The sequence below is a fragment of the Citrobacter sp. CK202 genome (assembly GCF_030333225.1).
GTDB lineage: Bacteria > Pseudomonadota > Gammaproteobacteria > Enterobacterales > Enterobacteriaceae > Citrobacter_B > Citrobacter_B koseri.
This window is the reverse complement of sequence record NZ_JAOWGI010000015.1, coordinates 114,404-131,497: the sequence shown is the minus strand read 5'-3', so window position 1 is coordinate 131,497 and position 17,094 is coordinate 114,404. Positions and strand designations below refer to the sequence as shown.

At 57.2% G+C, this 17,094-nt stretch carries 17 protein-coding genes; 14 read left to right on the top strand and 3 right to left on the bottom strand.

Annotated features, from left to right (window positions below):
• Positions 1-105 precede the first annotated feature (105 nt).
• On the bottom strand, positions 106-1,608 hold the full coding sequence (gene proP, locus OGX84_RS01900; protein WP_047459579.1) for a glycine betaine/L-proline transporter ProP: 1,503 nt from the start codon (positions 1,606-1,608) through the stop codon (positions 106-108).
• A gap of 708 nt (positions 1,609-2,316) precedes the next feature.
• Between proP and kdgT the strand changes: the two genes are divergently transcribed.
• Complete coding sequence (kdgT, locus tag OGX84_RS01895) at positions 2,317-3,315, top strand: 2-keto-3-deoxygluconate transporter (protein WP_012134529.1); 999 nt, start codon at positions 2,317-2,319, stop codon at positions 3,313-3,315.
• 17 nt (positions 3,316-3,332) lie between these two features.
• Here the strand turns inward: kdgT and OGX84_RS01890 are convergent, their stop codons facing one another.
• Positions 3,333-4,226: a diguanylate cyclase regulator RdcB family protein gene (locus OGX84_RS01890; RefSeq protein ID WP_012134530.1), complete on the bottom strand. Its 894-nt coding sequence runs from the start codon at positions 4,224-4,226 to the stop codon at positions 3,333-3,335.
• On the bottom strand, positions 4,223-6,577 hold the full coding sequence (gene crfC, locus OGX84_RS01885; RefSeq protein WP_047459582.1) for a clamp-binding protein CrfC: 2,355 nt from the start codon (positions 6,575-6,577) through the stop codon (positions 4,223-4,225). The genes OGX84_RS01890 and crfC overlap by 4 nt, the downstream gene beginning before the upstream one ends.
• Before the next feature lie 431 nt (positions 6,578-7,008).
• Here crfC and OGX84_RS01880 point away from each other — a divergent pair, with 431 nt between their 5' ends.
• From OGX84_RS01880 to phnM, 13 genes are all read left to right on the top strand, one after another.
• The gene (locus OGX84_RS01880; RefSeq protein ID WP_003031835.1) at positions 7,009-7,344 is read left to right on the top strand and encodes a zinc ribbon domain-containing protein YjdM; all 336 of its coding nucleotides are present in this window, start codon (positions 7,009-7,011) and stop codon (positions 7,342-7,344) included.
• 120 nt (positions 7,345-7,464) lie between these two features.
• Positions 7,465-7,911, top strand: a complete 447-nt coding sequence (gene yjdN / locus OGX84_RS01875; RefSeq protein ID WP_047459584.1) for a VOC family metalloprotein YjdN — start codon at positions 7,465-7,467, stop codon at positions 7,909-7,911.
• 132 nt (positions 7,912-8,043) lie between these two features.
• The gene (gene phnC, locus OGX84_RS01870; protein ID WP_112001340.1) at positions 8,044-8,832 is read left to right on the top strand and encodes a phosphonate ABC transporter ATP-binding protein; all 789 of its coding nucleotides are present in this window, start codon (positions 8,044-8,046) and stop codon (positions 8,830-8,832) included.
• Between the two features lie 23 nt (positions 8,833-8,855).
• Positions 8,856-9,872 carry a phosphonate ABC transporter substrate-binding protein gene (phnD, locus tag OGX84_RS01865; RefSeq protein ID WP_024130817.1) on the top strand — a complete coding sequence of 339 codons (1,017 nt, stop codon included), beginning with the start codon at positions 8,856-8,858 and terminating at the stop codon, positions 9,870-9,872.
• 60 nt (positions 9,873-9,932) lie between these two features.
• Positions 9,933-10,712 carry a phosphonate ABC transporter, permease protein PhnE gene (gene phnE / locus OGX84_RS01860; RefSeq protein WP_012134539.1) on the top strand — a complete coding sequence of 260 codons (780 nt, stop codon included), beginning with the start codon at positions 9,933-9,935 and terminating at the stop codon, positions 10,710-10,712.
• A 20-nt stretch (positions 10,713-10,732) separates the two neighbouring features.
• Positions 10,733-11,458: a phosphonate metabolism transcriptional regulator PhnF gene (gene phnF / locus OGX84_RS01855; RefSeq protein WP_112001341.1), complete on the top strand. Its 726-nt coding sequence runs from the start codon at positions 10,733-10,735 to the stop codon at positions 11,456-11,458.
• A gap of 4 nt (positions 11,459-11,462) precedes the next feature.
• The gene (gene phnG / locus OGX84_RS01850; RefSeq protein ID WP_012134541.1) at positions 11,463-11,915 is read left to right on the top strand and encodes a phosphonate C-P lyase system protein PhnG; all 453 of its coding nucleotides are present in this window, start codon (positions 11,463-11,465) and stop codon (positions 11,913-11,915) included.
• Entirely contained in the window at positions 11,912-12,496 is a 585-nt protein-coding gene (phnH, locus tag OGX84_RS01845) for a phosphonate C-P lyase system protein PhnH (protein WP_012134542.1), read from the top strand. The genes phnG and phnH overlap by 4 nt, the downstream gene beginning before the upstream one ends.
• On the top strand, positions 12,496-13,563 hold the full coding sequence (locus OGX84_RS01840) for a carbon-phosphorus lyase complex subunit (RefSeq protein WP_012134543.1): 1,068 nt from the start codon (positions 12,496-12,498) through the stop codon (positions 13,561-13,563). The genes phnH and OGX84_RS01840 overlap by 1 nt, the downstream gene beginning before the upstream one ends.
• A gap of 46 nt (positions 13,564-13,609) precedes the next feature.
• The gene (phnJ, locus tag OGX84_RS01835) at positions 13,610-14,401 is read left to right on the top strand and encodes an alpha-D-ribose 1-methylphosphonate 5-phosphate C-P-lyase PhnJ (protein ID WP_174234025.1); all 792 of its coding nucleotides are present in this window, start codon (positions 13,610-13,612) and stop codon (positions 14,399-14,401) included.
• Positions 14,398-15,156, top strand: a complete 759-nt coding sequence (gene phnK, locus OGX84_RS01830) for a phosphonate C-P lyase system protein PhnK (RefSeq protein WP_047459591.1) — start codon at positions 14,398-14,400, stop codon at positions 15,154-15,156. Before phnJ ends, phnK begins: the two co-directional genes overlap by 4 nt.
• 123 nt (positions 15,157-15,279) lie before the next feature.
• Positions 15,280-15,960 carry a phosphonate C-P lyase system protein PhnL gene (gene phnL, locus OGX84_RS01825; protein ID WP_112001343.1) on the top strand — a complete coding sequence of 227 codons (681 nt, stop codon included), beginning with the start codon at positions 15,280-15,282 and terminating at the stop codon, positions 15,958-15,960.
• Positions 15,957-17,093, top strand: coding sequence for an alpha-D-ribose 1-methylphosphonate 5-triphosphate diphosphatase (gene phnM / locus OGX84_RS01820; RefSeq protein WP_012134547.1), 1,137 nt, complete (start codon positions 15,957-15,959; stop codon positions 17,091-17,093). The genes phnL and phnM overlap by 4 nt, the downstream gene beginning before the upstream one ends.
• Position 17,094 lies beyond the last annotated feature (1 nt).

The window sequence follows — 17,094 nt, the reverse complement described above, 5'->3', positions numbered from 1 at the left end:
GAGAGTATGCCTGACGAAGATTAAGCGAACATTAAGATTTGTCGACCTGATAAACGCAGTCTGTAGGCCTGATAAGCGCAGCGCCATCAGGCGGTGCGCTAAAGCTTACTCGTCAATACGCGGATGCTGCTGCACTAACCGCGAACGTTTAGCCTGCAACTCCTCAATCTCCTGATCGATATCTTCGATTTTCTGCTCGATATTATCGTAGTGCTCGCCAAGGATTTCTTTCGCTTCCTGGATATCCGAGGCCGCTGGCGTCGCCCCTTTCAGCGGACGGTTGGCGGTCTCTTTCATGGTAATACCGGTAATAAAACCGACGACCGCAATCGCCATCAGGTAATAGGCTGGCATCATCAGGTTCTGCGAGCTTTCCACCAGCCAGGCGGCCAGGGTCGGCGTCAGACCCGCAATCAGCACCGAGATATTAAACGCCGCCGCCAGCGCGCTGTAACGGATGTGCGTCGGGAACATCGCTGGCAGAGAAGAGGCCATCACCCCGGTAAAGCAGTTCAGGATCACCGCCAGCATCAGCAGACCGGCAAAAATCAGGCCGATAATATTACTGTTGATCAGAATAAAGGCCGGAATAGCCAGCGCAAACAGCGCGATACTGCCCATAATCACAAACGGACGGCGACCGAAACGGTCACTGAGCAGCCCCATCACCGGCTGCACAAACAGCATCCCGATCATGATGGCGATAATAATCAGCACGCCGTGGTCTTCCGAGTAGTGCAGGTTATGCGACAGGTAGCTCGGCATATAGGTGAGCAACATGTAGTAGGTCACGTTGGTGGCAATCACCAGGCCGATACACGCCAGCAGGCTGCGCCAGTGTTTGGTTGCAATCTCTTTAAAGGAGACTTTTGGCCCTTCCTGCAAACCTTCGCGATCGCCCTGCTCCAGCTTATCCACATGCTGCTGGAAGGCCGGGGTCTCTTCCAGCGCATGACGCAGATAAAGACCAATGATCCCTAGCGGCAGTGCGATGAAGAACGGAATACGCCAGCCCCAGTCGAGGAAGTTCTCCTCGCCGACAACGGTGGAGATCAGCACCACCACGCCCGCGCCCAGCACGAAGCCCGCAATGGAGCCGAAGTCCAGCCAGCTTCCCATAAAGCCGCGTTTACGGTCTGGCGAGTATTCGGCGACAAAGATCGACGCGCCGGTATATTCGCCGCCGACCGAGAAGCCCTGCGCCATCTTACACAGCAGCAACAGTATCGGCGCCCAGATGCCGATAGAGGCATAAGAGGGGATCAACCCGATACAGAACGTACTGATCGACATAATCACAATCGTGATGGCAAGAATCTTCTGGCGACCATATTTATCGCCGAGCATACCGAAGAATAAGCCGCCAAGCGGTCGAATCAGGAAGGGAACGGAGAAGGTGGCAAGTGCGGCAATCATCTGCACGCTGGGGTCAGCCCCCGGGAAAAATACTTTACCTAACGCGTAGGCGACAAACCCATAAACACCAAAATCAAACCACTCCATCGCATTACCCAGCGAGGCTGCGGTAATCGCTTTACGCAGTTTACCATCATCAATAATGGTCACATCACGAAGCGTAATCGGTTTTACTTTTTTCCTTTTCAGCATAGCTGTCCTCGTAGACTAAGCCCTGTCTCGCTACATACTGCATTCATTGGCGCACAAAGCGCTAACGTCACCGTCGAGCGTTGGAATCGTGCGGGCACAATTCCTCGTAGAACAAGCGTAGCAGGTTTACTTACACTGACTGGTCAAGGTCTGTACAACCGAACCTGTTGACGCCTGATTGGGCGGTTAATGACCTCTTTACCCTACCAGTGTTTAAATTTGTGATCAACTTCACACATATATTGCCGTTTCGTCAGCGAGCGTAAATAAGGGCATTTTTATCTGTATTTTTACATTGTCAGCAAAGCGCATTATTGACAATAAATGAGAGGCGATTTCGTTATTCTTTTCGAAATATCACGTCCGTCACTATTATGCTGCTAGCAAAAAATCCGCCATAACTCTTCACAAACAATTTACAGCATTTTTAATAATCATCGCGTTCCCTGGCCTTTACGCAAAATATGTGATGAAGATAACTAAAACAGCGTTTTATTTTGATTGAATCAATATTCCACTGAATGCAAGATAACACCCGACGCAACATCCCTGAGGATTGTGACAAACAGACGTATGCCACATTCGATTATGTATCACGCAGGGAGAAAGAGGGTTTCCCGCCGTTCTCTTTGTGAAATAACAAATTGAAATTAAATAATATTTATCGACTTGTCCGTTAGTTCCGCGCGACAAGATGTGAGGACTTTTATGAAAATTAAAGCCACGATTGAACGCATCCCTGGCGGGATGATGTTGATCCCTCTGCTGCTCGGCGCAATTTTAAATACCCTGGCCCCGGATACCGGCGCCTATTTTGGTTCATTTACAAAAGGCATGATCAGCGGCACCGTGCCGATTCTGGCCGTCTGGTTCTTCTGTATTGGCGCCTCGATTGATTTGCGCGCTACCGGGACGGTATTACGTAAATCGGGTACGCTGGTTATTACTAAAATAGCCGTGGCGTGGGTGGTCGCGATGATTGCCGCCTCGTTTATCCCGGATACCGGTATTCAAACCGGCTTCTTCGCCGGTTTGTCCGTACTGGCGATCGTCTCCGCAATGGACATGACCAACGGCGGCCTGTACGCCAGCCTGATGAACCAGTACGGCACCAAAGAAGAGTCCGGCGCGTTCGTCCTGATGTCTCTGGAATCTGGCCCGCTGATGACAATGGTGATTCTGGGCTCCGCAGGTCTCGCCTCTTTCGAACCGCATCACTTTGTCGGCGCCGTGCTGCCATTCCTGATTGGCTTCACATTAGGCAACCTGGACCACGACCTGCGCGCGTTCTTCAGCAAAGCTACGCCGGTGCTGATCCCGTTCTTCGGCTTTGCGCTGGGTAACACCATTAACCTGAGCGTGATTGTCGATACCGGCCTGCTGGGCATCCTGCTGGGTGTCGCGGTTATCATTATTACCGGTATCCCGTTGATTATCGCAGACCGCGTCATTGGCGGCGGTAACGGCACTGCGGGCGTCGCGGCCTCCTCTGCGGCAGGCGCTGCGGTAGCGAACCCGGTGATCATCGCGCAGATTAACCCGGCGTTTGAACCCGTCGCCGCGTCCGCCACGGCGCTGGTTGCCGCCAGCGTGATTGTGACGGCGATTCTGGTTCCGATTATCACCGCCCTGTATGCAAAACGTTTCGGCAACGTCCCGGCGCCGGGCAACGCGGAGGCAAACCCAACGGAATCCCTCCATCACTAAACGTTATACGTCCCCTCTCAGCCCACGAGAGGGGACGGCGCAAAAATCTCCTCAATCATCGCATCCACCAGGCGCTGTGCCGAACACAGCCTTGGCATCCCCAACGCCACCGTCTGCCAGCGCTGGGTCACTGACCAGCACACCGGATGTTTATCGGGATCGCACCAGTCGCCAATCCAGCTCAACATGTCATTGTGCTCCCCCGCGCCGGCCACGGCGGGCGAATGAAGCCACTGATGGTAATAATGACGCGTGGTGGGCGCGGCGTGAATACTGTGCGCCAGATAATCGGTAGCCATCGCGCGCAAATTATCTTTCAGCATCGCGACCACTTCCATATTGCCCAACCGACAGGCATCGCCAAACGGCCCCCAGCGCAGTTCCTCCAGCGCGACAAAACAGCGCCCCGGCAATGACCAGCCGTCATAGGCTCCGGCGCGCCAGCGGGTAAAAATCTGCTCGCTGTGTTCGCCCGCCTGCACCGTCAATCCACGCCGGGTCAGCGCCTTCTCTTTATGTTCGCTGCGCCGGGCAAACCCGTCGCTCAGCGCCGCTAACTGCTGCGTGATGCCAGGAATAGCTTGCCCTCTGGGGCTTTCCGTCTGTTGCAGAAGGGTCAATTGCCGGGAAATGCGCGTTAGCGCCAGATGGCCGGGATCGAGCATCCCCGCCAGTTTTTCCACCAGCTTAAGACGCATCATCAGATGCTCATTGAATACGCCCGCCATGACCCAGGCGCGAAGCTGCGTCTGGCTCAGAATTTCTTGCGTCAGGCGTTCGCGAAAACGCTGCTGCTGTTGCAGGTTGCCGCCAGGTCGCTTCGGCTCTTCTCCCTGAACCAGATCGACCATAAACTTCGGGTGGATGCATTCCAGCATCCGTCCCGGGCCTTCCAGTAACACGTTCGTCATGAGTGCTCGGCTGCAAAAAGGGTCTGGATATCATCACGTAACAGGCGGGAATCTTCATGAATCCACCGGGTGGCGGAGATACTGTGCTGTAACTGTTGGCTCAGTCTGTTCACAACCGATTCATGTTGCTGGCGCGTCACCAGACTCTCGCGCAAGCTCTCCTGCAATCCCGACAGACACAACGAAAAATCGGCAAAAAAGGTCGCCATACCTGCCGTAACAGAAACATCGACCTGGGCATCTAAAGCTTTATGAATTTGTTGGAAGAAATGGCTGACATGCTGGATCAGAGTGTTATGCAATGCCGTTATATCAATGACATAGCGTGTTCTGGCTTCCACATAATCATTCCATCCCCAGTTCGGTTGATTCAGCCAGCGCGCAAAGGTGTCGCGCACGCCGCCCGCGCGAGGCGCGGCACCTTCCGGCGGGTTCTCCTGAGCGACCGCCTCGCTAAACAACGGTTGAGTATTGAAGTTAAACATACTGGCATGAAACGTCGGGAAGCTGATTCGCGCCCGGAACCCCGCCTGGCTCAGATCGTCTTTTACCCGCGCCTCAATTGGCCGCATCGCGTCATTTAACACCCGGCTTAGCGTCGATTCGAGCTGTTCGAAGCGCAGCGCCAGATCGCGGCTAATGTTCTCCTGCGCCGCCAGTAATACCGCTTCGCATGACGCACGCATTTTGCTTAAAACGACCTGCGCCTGCCTTTCGTTATGCAGCACCAGCGTTTCGCCCTCGACCACCGCCTCCTGCTCAGGGGAAAGCGGATCGCGCGGCAGCCACGCCACCACGCTCTCTTCGCGAAAAAGCGGCGCGATACGGTGCAAAATATCGGCCTGCTGCTGGCTCAGGAACGTGTTCGCCGCCTCCATCATCCGTTCAACTTCATGGCCGACCTCATCGCTCACGCGATCCTGGCTCACCTGAAGCTGTCGCATATCTTCTTCGACGCGGGAAATATTGACCTGCAACGCGTCATGCGCCACCGTCAGCCCGTGATAGCGAAAATCCAGATATTCACGCGCGCGCTGTGCGTAATTCAATAATTTATGCGACGCCGACCGGAGCGCATACAGTGAGGCGTTGGCGTAAGCGGCGTGAATCAGCCGCTGTACGGGCTGTTCAAATAGCGAATCTTCCCACAGCAGATCGGCGGCATGACGAATATGTTCGATATCATCAAGATCTGCGCTCCGCCAGCGCCTGCCGAGCGCCGCCTCGGCAAAATCCTGCACCCAGCGCTGCTCCTGATGATCCGGCAACCGCCCGTGCACCCGCAGTTCGTGACGCGCGCGGTTCGCCAGATACCCCCACATGGAAGAGACCGGAAAAATTTGCCCGGGCGTAATGCTGCCATTCATCAGCGTGCCGGAAATCAGCGCGCGAACCTGTTCTTCATCGTCGCTGTTGCGGTCTTTCTGATCGAACTTATTCACCAGCGCGTACAGCGGCACGGATTTCCCCACCGCCGCAATGGCCTGGCGCACCTCTTCATCCGAAATGGATTTCAGTTGGGTGTAATCCATCACCGCCAGTACGGCAGAAGCGCGCGCCAGCTGTTCATTAAGCATCTTTTGCAGGTGCGGCTGCCCGGCTTCATTAGGGCCGGGCGTATCCAGTAGCGTCAGTTGCCCCGGATAGTTCTCCAGCCCCGCCAGATGCACAAACTCCACCTCAATCACCGGAATATGTTCAATCGCGGCATACGCCGCAAAAGGAAAATCGACCCCCAGCGCTTTTGACAAGCGCACCAGATCGTTCAGGCTTTTCAGACAGTGGAAGATGGGCTGCGCGCCCAGGTAATGACGCTCAAAAGCCACGCCCTTTTCAATTCGCTGGAGCAGCGCATTCATGTCTTTATCGATTTCCAGCACCTGGGTCAGATGCTGGCGATCGCACGCCTGCATACGCTGTTGCAGCGTTTGCATGAGCGTATCAATCGGCGCGACGTGAGAAAAATGCAGCACCGGCTCTTTCTGCCCTGGCGTATGGCGAATCAGCGTCGGTAACGCCGTCATCGGCCGATTACGGTTGGGCAGGACTTCGGTTCCGACAATGGCGTTAATTGTCGTCGACTTCCCAGCCTTCATCGTCCCGACAATCGCCAGCACCATCTCCAGGCGCGTTATTTTACGTAGCTCATTATTGAGCGTGCCGTGCTGAGCCTCCACGTCACGCCCGCTAACATGCTGAGGCCGGGTATTTTCATTCCCTTCCCCCCCTTCCTGAGCGGCGCCATCCAGCGAAGCCACAGGCAGTTGTTGCAATAACCGGAGATGTTCCAGAGAAAGCAGCAACAATCTTTCCGCTTCCTGGCTTAATTCATATATTGTCTGTGTGTACATGGAAAATCTTTCCTTAACGCAAACTTTATTACTTTTATTTAGCCGGATGATTTTATTTGTTTGCTTTTCGGCTTTTATAATTACGTGTGGAAATAATTTTATTAAAATAACTTATTGTTAATATTAGAGATATTTTTATCAACCACACCTGTCTCTCTTACCGTGTAAAAGTAAGAGGGATAAAGATTTATAACGCGTCTGGTCGTTCCTCTCACCTTATCTTAAATAGTAAAACGTAGCAATTTCCCTTAAAAAAATAGTCATGACATTTTTCTTACCCTGGCGGCAACCTTCAGCCACAGGTTGTCGTATCCTTAAATTGCGAGTAGTCCCGACAACGTTAAGGATTTTGTGTATAATTGCGGCCTTTTTCGGCAATCTGCCATTTTTTGGGCGCTTTTGCCCCTGCTGACTTTTTTGAGGAAATCGACATGTCATTGCCCCATTGCCCACAATGCAACTCCGAATATACCTACGAAGATAACGGCATGTTCATCTGCCCGGAATGCGCCCATGAATGGAACGACGCAGAACCGGCGCAGGACAGCGACGAGCTGATCGTAAAAGATGCCAACGGCAACCTGCTGGCAGACGGCGACAGCGTGACCGTTGTTAAGGATCTGAAAGTAAAAGGCAGTTCTTCCATGCTGAAAATTGGCACCAAAGTGAAGAACATCCGTCTGGTTGAAGGCGACCACAACATTGATTGCAAGATCGATGGCTTTGGCCCGATGAAGCTGAAATCTGAGTTCGTGAAAAAGAACTGATTTTTCCAGGCCCGGTAAGGCGTTTACGCCGCCATCCGGCATTTATTGCCCGGTGGCGCTTCGCTTACCGGGCCTACGATAACTACACTTAACTGGCTTCTCTTACCTGAGGTCACGATTATGCCGTTAAGTCCCTACATCTCTTTTGCCGGTCACTGTGCCGACGCTATCGCGTACTACCACAAAACGTTAGGCGCGGAACTCCTCTATAAAATCACCTTCGGTGAAATGCCCCCGCCTGAGCAGGGCAGCGAAGACGGTTGCCCGTCAGGCATGCAATTCCCTGATACCTCCATCGCCCACGCCAACGTACGCATTGCAGGCAGCGACATCATGATGAGCGACGCCGTCGCGTCGGGTAACGCGAGTTACTCCGGCTTTACGCTGGTGCTCGACACGCAGGATGTCGCCGAAGGGAAACGCTGGTTTGATAACCTGGCCGCACAGGGACAAATCGAAATGGACTGGCAGGAAACCTTCTGGGCGCACGGTTTCGGGAAAGTGACCGATCAATATGGCGTACCGTGGATGATCAATGTGGTGAAACAGCCGCAGCCGACAGAGTAAACCGACGGGAGGCGCGCCCTCCCGTGCTGTCATCGAAGCCCCTTCAATTCTTCATCGTCAAGTAACCATCCCTTAACTAAAACGTCACATTAATCCGCCACGATGGGGCCACTTTTTTAGGGAGGCCGCATCATGCAAACGGTTATTCGCGTCGAGAAACTCTCCAAAACGTTCAATCAGCATCAGGCGCTGCATGCGGTTGATCTGAACATCTCTTCCGGTGAGATGGTGGCTCTGCTTGGGCCTTCCGGTTCCGGCAAATCCACCCTTTTACGTCACTTAAGCGGTTTGATTACCGGCGATAAAGCGCCGGACTGCCATGTCGAGCTGCTGGGCCGCACGGTACAGCGTGAGGGCAAACTGGCGCGGGACATCCGCAAAAGCCGCGCTCACACCGGCTACATCTTCCAGCAGTTCAACCTCGTGAACCGTCTGACCGTACTGGAGAACGTGCTGATTGGCGCGCTCGGCAGCACGCCGTTCTGGCGTACCTGTTTTAGCTGGTTCACCCAGGCGCAGAAGCAGCGCGCGCTACAGGCGCTGACCCGCGTCGGGATGGCGCACTTCGCGCATCAGCGCGTATCGACGCTTTCCGGCGGACAGCAGCAGCGCGTTGCTATCGCCAGGGCATTGATGCAGCAGGCGAAAGTGATCCTCGCCGATGAGCCGATCGCCTCGCTGGACCCGGAGTCGGCGCGCATTGTGATGGACACCCTGCGCGACATTAACCAGACCGACGGCATCACCGTGGTCGTCACGCTGCATCAGGTGGATTACGCCCTGCGCTACTGCGAACGCATTGTGGCGCTGCGTCAGGGGCATGTGTTCTATGACGGCAGCAGCCAGCACTTTGATAACGATCGTTTTGACCATCTCTACCGCAGCATGAACCGCGTCGAACAGAACGCGCAGGCTGCTTAACATCCCCACAATGAGGAATGGAAATGAGCTACAAAGCCGTTGCCGCGCTGGCGTTCACCAGCATGTTCAGCATCAGCACCTTGTTAAGCCCGGCACATGCGGAAGAACAGGAAAAAGCACTGAACTTTGGCATTATTTCGACCGAATCACAGCAAAACCTGAAGCCGCAGTGGGACCCGTTCCTGAAGGACATGGAAAAGAAACTGGGCGTCAAAGTGAACGCCTTCTTCGCGCCTGACTATGCGGGCATCATTCAGGGAATGCGCTTCAACAAAGTGGATATCGCCTGGTACGGCAACCTCTCGGCGATGGAAGCCGTGGATCGCGCTAACGGTCAGGTATTTGCCCAGACCGTCGCCGCAGATGGATCGCCGGGCTACTGGAGCGTGCTGATCGTCAACAAAGACAGCCCGATCAATAACCTGGACGATCTGATCGCCAAACGTAAAGATCTCACCTTCGGCAATGGCGATCCGAACTCCACCTCTGGCTTCCTCGTCCCCGGTTATTACGTCTTCGCCAAAAACGGCATCTCCGCCAGCGACTTCAAACGCACCGTTAACGCCAGCCACGAAACCAACGCGCTGGCCGTCGCCAACAAGCAGGTGGATGTCGCAACCAATAACACCGAAAACCTCGACAAACTGAAAACCTCCGCGCCAGACAAGCTGAAAGCACTGAAGGTTGTCTGGAAGTCGCCGCTGATCCCGGGCGATCCGATCGTCTGGCGTAAAAATCTCTCCGAAACCACCAAGGACAAGGTGTACGACTTCTTTATGAATTACGGCAAAACAGCGGAAGAGAAAACCGTGCTGGAACGCCTGGGCTGGGCGCCATTCCGCCCCTCCAGCGACCTGCAACTGGTGCCGATTCGCCAGCTGGCGCTGTTTAAAGAGATGCAGGGCGTGAAAGACAACAAGGGACTGAACGAGAGCGAAAAAACCAGCAAAACCTCCGCGATTAAAGCGCAGCTGGACGATCTCGACCGCCTGACCGCCGCGCTGGGCGCGATGACCAGCGTCACCAAAGCGGTGCAGTAAACCTGAGGCCCGGTGGCGCTTGCGCCGCCATCCGGCAATAAACGACGCACGGAGCTAAACATGCAAAGCATCACCGTCGCCCCGCCAAAGCGTAGCTGGTTCTCGCTCCTGAGCTGGGCCATCCTTCTCGCCGTCCTGGTCGTTTCGTGGAAGGGCGCCGAAATGGCCCCGCTCACGCTAATTCAGGATTCCGGCAACATGGCGACCTTCGCCGCCGACTTCTTCCCGCCGGACTTCAGCCAGTGGCAGCACTATCTGGGCGAAATGGCCGTCACCCTGCAAATCGCCGTCTGGGGCACTGCGCTGGCGGTCATTCTGTCGATTCCCTGCGGCCTGATGTGCGCCGATAACCTCGTGCCGTGGTGGATTTACCAGCCGATGCGTCGCCTGATGGACGCCTGCCGCGCGATTAACGAAATGGTTTTCGCCATGCTGTTCGTGGTCGCCGTTGGTCTCGGGCCGTTTGCCGGGGTCATGGCGCTGTTTATCCACACCACCGGCGTGCTCTCCAAGCTGCTTTCCGAAGCGGTGGAAGCCATTGAACCTGGCCCGGTTGAAGGCATCCGCGCCACCGGCGCCAACAAAATTGAAGAGATCCTCTACGGCGTGCTGCCGCAGGTTATGCCGCTGCTCATCTCCTACTCGCTGTACCGTTTTGAGTCCAACGTCCGCTCCGCCACGGTGGTCGGCATGGTGGGCGCAGGCGGCATCGGCGTCACGCTGTGGGAAGCGATTCGCGGCTTTCAGTTCCCGCAGACCTGCGCCCTGATGGTGTTAATCATCATTACCGTCAGCCTGCTGGATTTCCTCTCCCAGCGTTTGCGTAAGCACTTTATCTGATTAGCGAGGCATTGATGGCTATGCACTTGTCTACACATCCGACCAGTTACCCAACGCGCTATCAGGAGATTGCCGCGAGACTTGAGCAGGAGCTTCGCCAGCATTACCGCTGCGGCGATTACCTTCCGGCGGAACATCAGCTTGCCGCCCGCTATGAGGTGAACCGCCACACGCTGCGACGCGCCATCGACCAGCTCGTGGAGCGCGGTTGGGTGCAGCGTCGCCAGGGCGTCGGCGTGCTGGTGCTGATGCGCCCGTTCGATTACCCGCTCAATGCCCAGGCGCGCTTTAGCCAGAATCTACTGGAACAAGGCAGTCATCCCACCAGCGAAAAACTGCTGGCAGTGCTGCGCCCGGCATCCAGCCACATCGCCGATGCGCTGAGCGTCAAAGAGGGCGATAACGTCATCCACCTGCGCACCCTGCGCCGGGTAAATGGCATCGCCCTGTGCCTGATCGACCATTACTTTTCCGACCTCGCCCTCTGGCCGCTGTTGCAGGGCTTTAACCACGGTTCGCTGCATGACTACCTGCGCGAGCAGTGCGGTCTGGCGCTACAGCGCACCCAGACGCGCATCAGCGCCCGCCGTGCGCAGGCCAAAGAGAGCAAGGTGCTGGAAATTCCCAATATGGCGCCGCTGCTGTGCGTGCGCACGCTGAACCACCGTGACAGCGAGGAAAACGCGACGGAGTACTCCGTCAGCCTGACCCGCGCCGACATGATCGAATTCACTATGGAGCACTGACGGAATGCACTTCGATACCGCCACTCGCCAGCGCTGGATGCGCGCGCTGGCTTACAGCAACGCCGACGCGCTTAACGTGAAAATGCAGGCGCTGAAACTCACGCCGGAATATGAACTGATTCGCGCCCCGGAAACCGGGCTGATGCAGATTCAGGCCCGCATGGGCGGCACCGGCAACCGCTTTTTCGCCGGAGATACCACGCTGACCCGTGCGGTGGTGCGTCTTAAGAGCGGCACGCTGGGCTACAGCTACCTGCTGGGGCGCAACAAACACCACGCCGAGCAGTGCGCCGTCATCGACGCGCTGTTGCAGGAGCACACTCACTTCCAGACCTTAATGGAAACCTTAATTGCCCCACTGGAGGCGGAACGCGACGCACACATTACCGCTCGCCGCGCCGAAGTAAACGCCAGCCGGGTTGACTTCTTTACGCTGGTACGCGGAGATAACGCATGACCCTACAAACCGCCTTTACCCTGCCCGTTCAGGACGCGCAACAGAGTTTTCGTCGCCTGCTGAAGGCGATGAGCGAGCCGGGGGTGATTGTCGCCCTGCATCAACTGAAACACGGCTGGCAGCCGCTGAATCTGGCCACCACCAGCGTATTGCTCACTCTGGTCGACGGCGACACCCCGGTATGGCTCGCGCCGTCCATCAACAACGACATTGCCAGTCAGAACCTGCGCTTTCACACCAGCGCGCCGCTGGTTGAACAGCCGCAGCAGGCCGCTTTTGCCGTCGCCGATGAACGCATCAGCAGCGAGCAGCTAAACGCCCTTTCCGCCGGAAGCGCCGTCGCGCCGGAAACCAGCGCCACCCTGATCGTCCAGGTCGCCAGTCTGAGCGGCGGACGCATGCTGCGCCTGACCGGGGCGGGTATCGCCGAAGAACGCATGATTGCCCCGCAGCTGCCGGAGTGCCTCATCCATGAACTGACTGAGCGCCCGCACCCGTTCCCGCTGGGGGTCGATCTCATCCTCACCTGCGGCGAGCGACTGCTGGCGATTCCGCGAACCACCCATGTGGAGGTGTGCTGATGTACGTAGCCGTCAAAGGGGGCGAAAAGGCGATAGCCAACGCCCACGCGTTGCAGGAAAACCGACGCCGGGGCGACGACACCCTCGCCGAGCTGAGCGTGGCGCAAATCGAGCAACAGTTGAACCTGGCCGTGGATCGCGTGATGACCGAAGGAGGCATCGCCGACCGCGAACTGGCCGCGCTCGCCTTAAAACAGGCCAGCGGCGATAACATCGAAGCCATCTTCCTGCTGCGCGCATACCGCACCACGCTGGCAAAGCTGGCGGTCAGTGAGCCGCTGAACACCGCAGAGATGCGTTTAGAGCGCCGTATTTCCGCCGTCTACAAGGATATTCCCGGCGGGCAGCTGCTGGGGCCGACCTACGATTACACCCATCGCCTGCTCGATTTTACCCTGCTGGCAAACGGCGAAACGCCGCCGCTGCGTACCGCTGACGCCATGCAGGACGCCGCGCCGCACGTTTTTTCTCTGCTGGCGAACCAGGGGCTGGCGAAGCGTGAAGAAGACAGCGGCGCCGTACCGGACGACATCACCCGCACGCCGCCGGTTTACCCTTGTTCGCGCTCCTCACGCCTGCAACAGCTGATGCGCGGCGACGAAGGGTATCTGCTGGCGCTGGCGTATTCCACGCAACGCGGCTACGGGCGCAACCACCCGTTTGCCGGTGAGATCCGCAGCGGCTACGTCGGGCTGGAAACGGTGCCGGAGGAGCTGGGATTTGCCGTGAACGTCGGCGAACTGCTGATGACGGAATGCGAAATGGTCAACGGTTTTGTCGCACCGGAAAACGACGCGCCGCACTTTACCCGCGGCTACGGACTGGTGTTCGGCATGAGCGAACGTAAAGCAATGGCGATGGCGCTGGTGGAAAGAGCCCTACAGGCACCCGAATACGATGAAACGGTCACGGGACCGGCGCAGGACGAAGAGTTCGTGCTGGCGCATGCGGATAACGTCGAGGCGGCGGGTTTTGTTTCGCACCTCAAACTCCCCCACTACGTCGATTTCCAGGCTGAACTGGAACTGCTCAAACGCCTGCAACAGGAGGCCGCCCGTGACGACTAACCTCTCCGGCTACAACTTTGCTTATCTCGACGAGCAAACCAAGCGCATGATCCGCCGCGCTATTTTAAAAGCGGTGGCGATCCCCGGTTATCAGGTGCCGTTCGGCGGGCGTGAAATGCCGATGCCCTACGGCTGGGGAACGGGCGGCATTCAGCTTACCGCCAGCGTGATTGGCGAGCCGGACATTCTGAAAGTGATCGACCAGGGGGCGGATGACACCACCAACGCCGTGTCGATCCGCAACTTCTTTAAGCGCGTAACCGGCGTGAACACCACCGAACGCACGGAAGACGCGACGCTGATCCAGACCCGTCATCGGATCCCGGAAACGCCGCTGACCGAAGATCAGATCATTATCTTCCAGGTGCCGATCCCTGAACCGCTGCGTTTTATCGAACCGCGCGAAACCGAAACCCGCACCATGCACGCGCTGGAAGAGTACGGCGTCATGCAGGTGAAGCTGTACGAAGATATCGCCCGCTTCGGCCATATCGCCACCACCTACGCCTACCCGGTGAAGGTCAATGACCGCTACGTCATGGACCCGTCGCCGATCCCGAAATTCGACAACCCGAAGATGAATATGATGCCCGCGCTGCAACTGTTCGGCGCGGGGCGCGAAAAACGCATCTATGCCGTGCCGCCCTGGACCCGCGTGGAAAGCCTCGATTTTGACGATCACCCGTTCACCGTACAAACCTGGGATGAGCCCTGCGCCATCTGCGGTTCAACGCACAGCTATCTCGACGAAGTGGTGCTGGATGACACCGGCAAACGGATGTTTGTCTGCTCCGACACCGATTATTGCCGCCAACAGAGCGAGGCACTCAGCAAATGACGCAACCGCTGCTTTCAGTCAATAACCTGACCCATCTCTACGCGCCGGGCAAAGGCTTCAGCGATGTTTCTTTTGACCTGTGGCCTGGTGAAGTGCTGGGCATTGTCGGGGAGTCCGGTTCCGGCAAAACCACCCTGCTGAAATCCATCTCCTCGCGCCTGACGCCGCAGTCCGGCGACATTTTGTACCAGAACCGTTCACTGTACGGCATGAGCGAAGCCGACCGCCGCCGCCTGCTGCGCACGGAATGGGGCGTGGTGCATCAGCATCCGATGGACGGACTGCGCCGCCAGGTCTCGGCGGGTGGCAATATCGGCGAACGCCTGATGGCCACCGGCGCGCGTCACTATGGTGAAATTCGCGCCACGGCGAAGCGCTGGCTGGAGGAGGTGGAAATTCCGGCCTCGCGCATCGACGACCTGCCGACCACCTTTTCCGGCGGGATGCAGCAGCGTTTGCAGATCGCCCGCAACCTGGTCACTCACCCGAAGCTGGTGTTTATGGACGAACCTACCGGCGGGCTGGACGTTTCCGTACAGGCAAAGCTGCTGGACCTGCTGCGCGGCCTGGTGGTGGAACTGGATCTGGCAGTGGTGATTGTCACCCACGATTTGGGCGTGGCGCGCCTGTTAGCAGACCGTCTGCTGGTGATGAAGCAGGGTCAGGTGGTGGAAAGTGGATTAACCGACCGCGTGCTCGACGATCCACACCACCCTTATACCCAGTTGCTGGTGTCGTCGGTATTGCAGAACTGATTTTTTGTTTTGCTGATTTTTTGTTTTGCCGGGTGGCGCTTTGCTTACCCGGCCTACAAAAAGCGCACCTGTAGGCCAGATAAGGCGAAGCCGCCATCCGGCAATCAGAATTAAGAGGCCAAAATGATTCGCGTAGAAAACGTCAGTAAAACCTTTGTGCTGCACCAGCAAAATGGCGTGCGCCTGCCGGTGCTGCAAAACGCCTCTCTGGAGGTACAGAACGGTGAATGCGTGGTGCTGCACGGCCACTCCGGGAGCGGTAAATCGACGCTGTTGCGCTCGCTATATGCCAACTATCTGCCGGACGAAGGGCACATCCACATTTGTCATAGCGATGAGTGGATCGATCTGGTGCAGGCCCCGGCGCGCAAGGTTCTGGAAGTGCGTCGCTCGACGATCGGCTGGGTAAGCCAGTTTCTGCGCGTGATCCCCCGGATCTCCGCGCTGGATGTGGTGATGCAGCCGCTGCTGGATCTGGGCGTCGCCCGCGAAACGTGCGCCGCGAAAGCCGCGAACCTGTTGACGCGCCTGAACGTCCCGGAACGGCTATGGCATCTCGCTCCCTCCACCTTTTCCGGCGGCGAGCAGCAGCGCGTGAATATCGCGCGCGGGTTTATCGTCGATTACCCGATCCTGCTGCTTGATGAACCCACCGCCTCGCTGGACGCCAAAAACAGCGCCGCCGTGGTCGCGCTGATTGAAGAAGCCAAAGCGCGCGGCGCGGCGATTGTCGGCATTTTTCACGATCAAACCGTACGCGATCGCGTAGCGGATCGTTTGCATCTGATGGGAACCACATCATGATTATCAACAACGTAAAGCTGGTGCTGGAAGACGAAGTGGTGCAGGGATCGCTGGAAATGCAGGATGGGATTATCCGTGCCTTTGCGGAAAGTCAGAGCCGTCACCCTGAGGCGCTGGATGGCGAAGGCGGCTGGCTGCTGCCGGGTTTAATTGAGCTGCATACCGATAATCTCGACAAATTCTTCACCCCGCGCCCGAAGGTGGACTGGCCCGCCCATTCCGCCATGAGCAGCCACGACGCGCTGATGGTCGCCAGCGGTATCACCACAGTGCTGGATGCCGTTGCGATTGGCGATGTCCGCGACGGCGGCGATCGCCTGGAAAATCTGGAAAAGATGATCAATGCCGTCGAAGAGACGCAGAAACGCGGCGTTAACCGCGCCGAACACCGTCTGCATCTGCGCTGTGAATTGCCCCATCACACCACCCTGCCGCTGTTCGAAAAGCTGGTGGATCGCGAGCCGGTAACGCTGGTCTCGCTGATGGATCACTCGCCGGGTCAGCGCCAGTTCGCTAACCGCGAGAAGTACCGTGAATACTATCAGGGCAAATATTCACTCAATGATGAGCAGATGGCCCACTACGAAGAGGAACAGCTTCAGCTTGCGGCGCGCTGGTCGCAGCCGAACCGCGCCGCCATCGCACAGATGTGCCGCGAACGTCATCTCGCGCTGGCGAGCCACGATGACGCAACGCCCGATCATGTGCTGGAATCGCATCAGCTTGGCAGCGTGATCGCCGAATTTCCCACCACGTTCGAGGCGGCAGAGGCGTCACGCAAGCATGGGATGAACGTACTGATGGGCGCGCCCAACATCGTGCGCGGCGGTTCGCACTCCGGCAACGTGGCGGCGCATAAGCTGGCAGAACTGGGGTTGCTGGATATCCTCTCCTCCGACTATTACCCCGCCAGCCTGCTCGACGCGGCATTCCGCGTGGCGGACGACGAGGCCAACACATTTACGCTGCCGCAGGCAATGCGCCTGGTGACACGCAACCCGGCGCGCGCGCTGAATCTCGACGATCGCGGCATCATCGCCGAAGGCAGGCGCGCCGATCTGGTGCTGGCGCACCGTAAAGGCGATCACATTCATATCGACCACGTCTGGCGTCAGGGTAAAAGGGTGTTCTGAC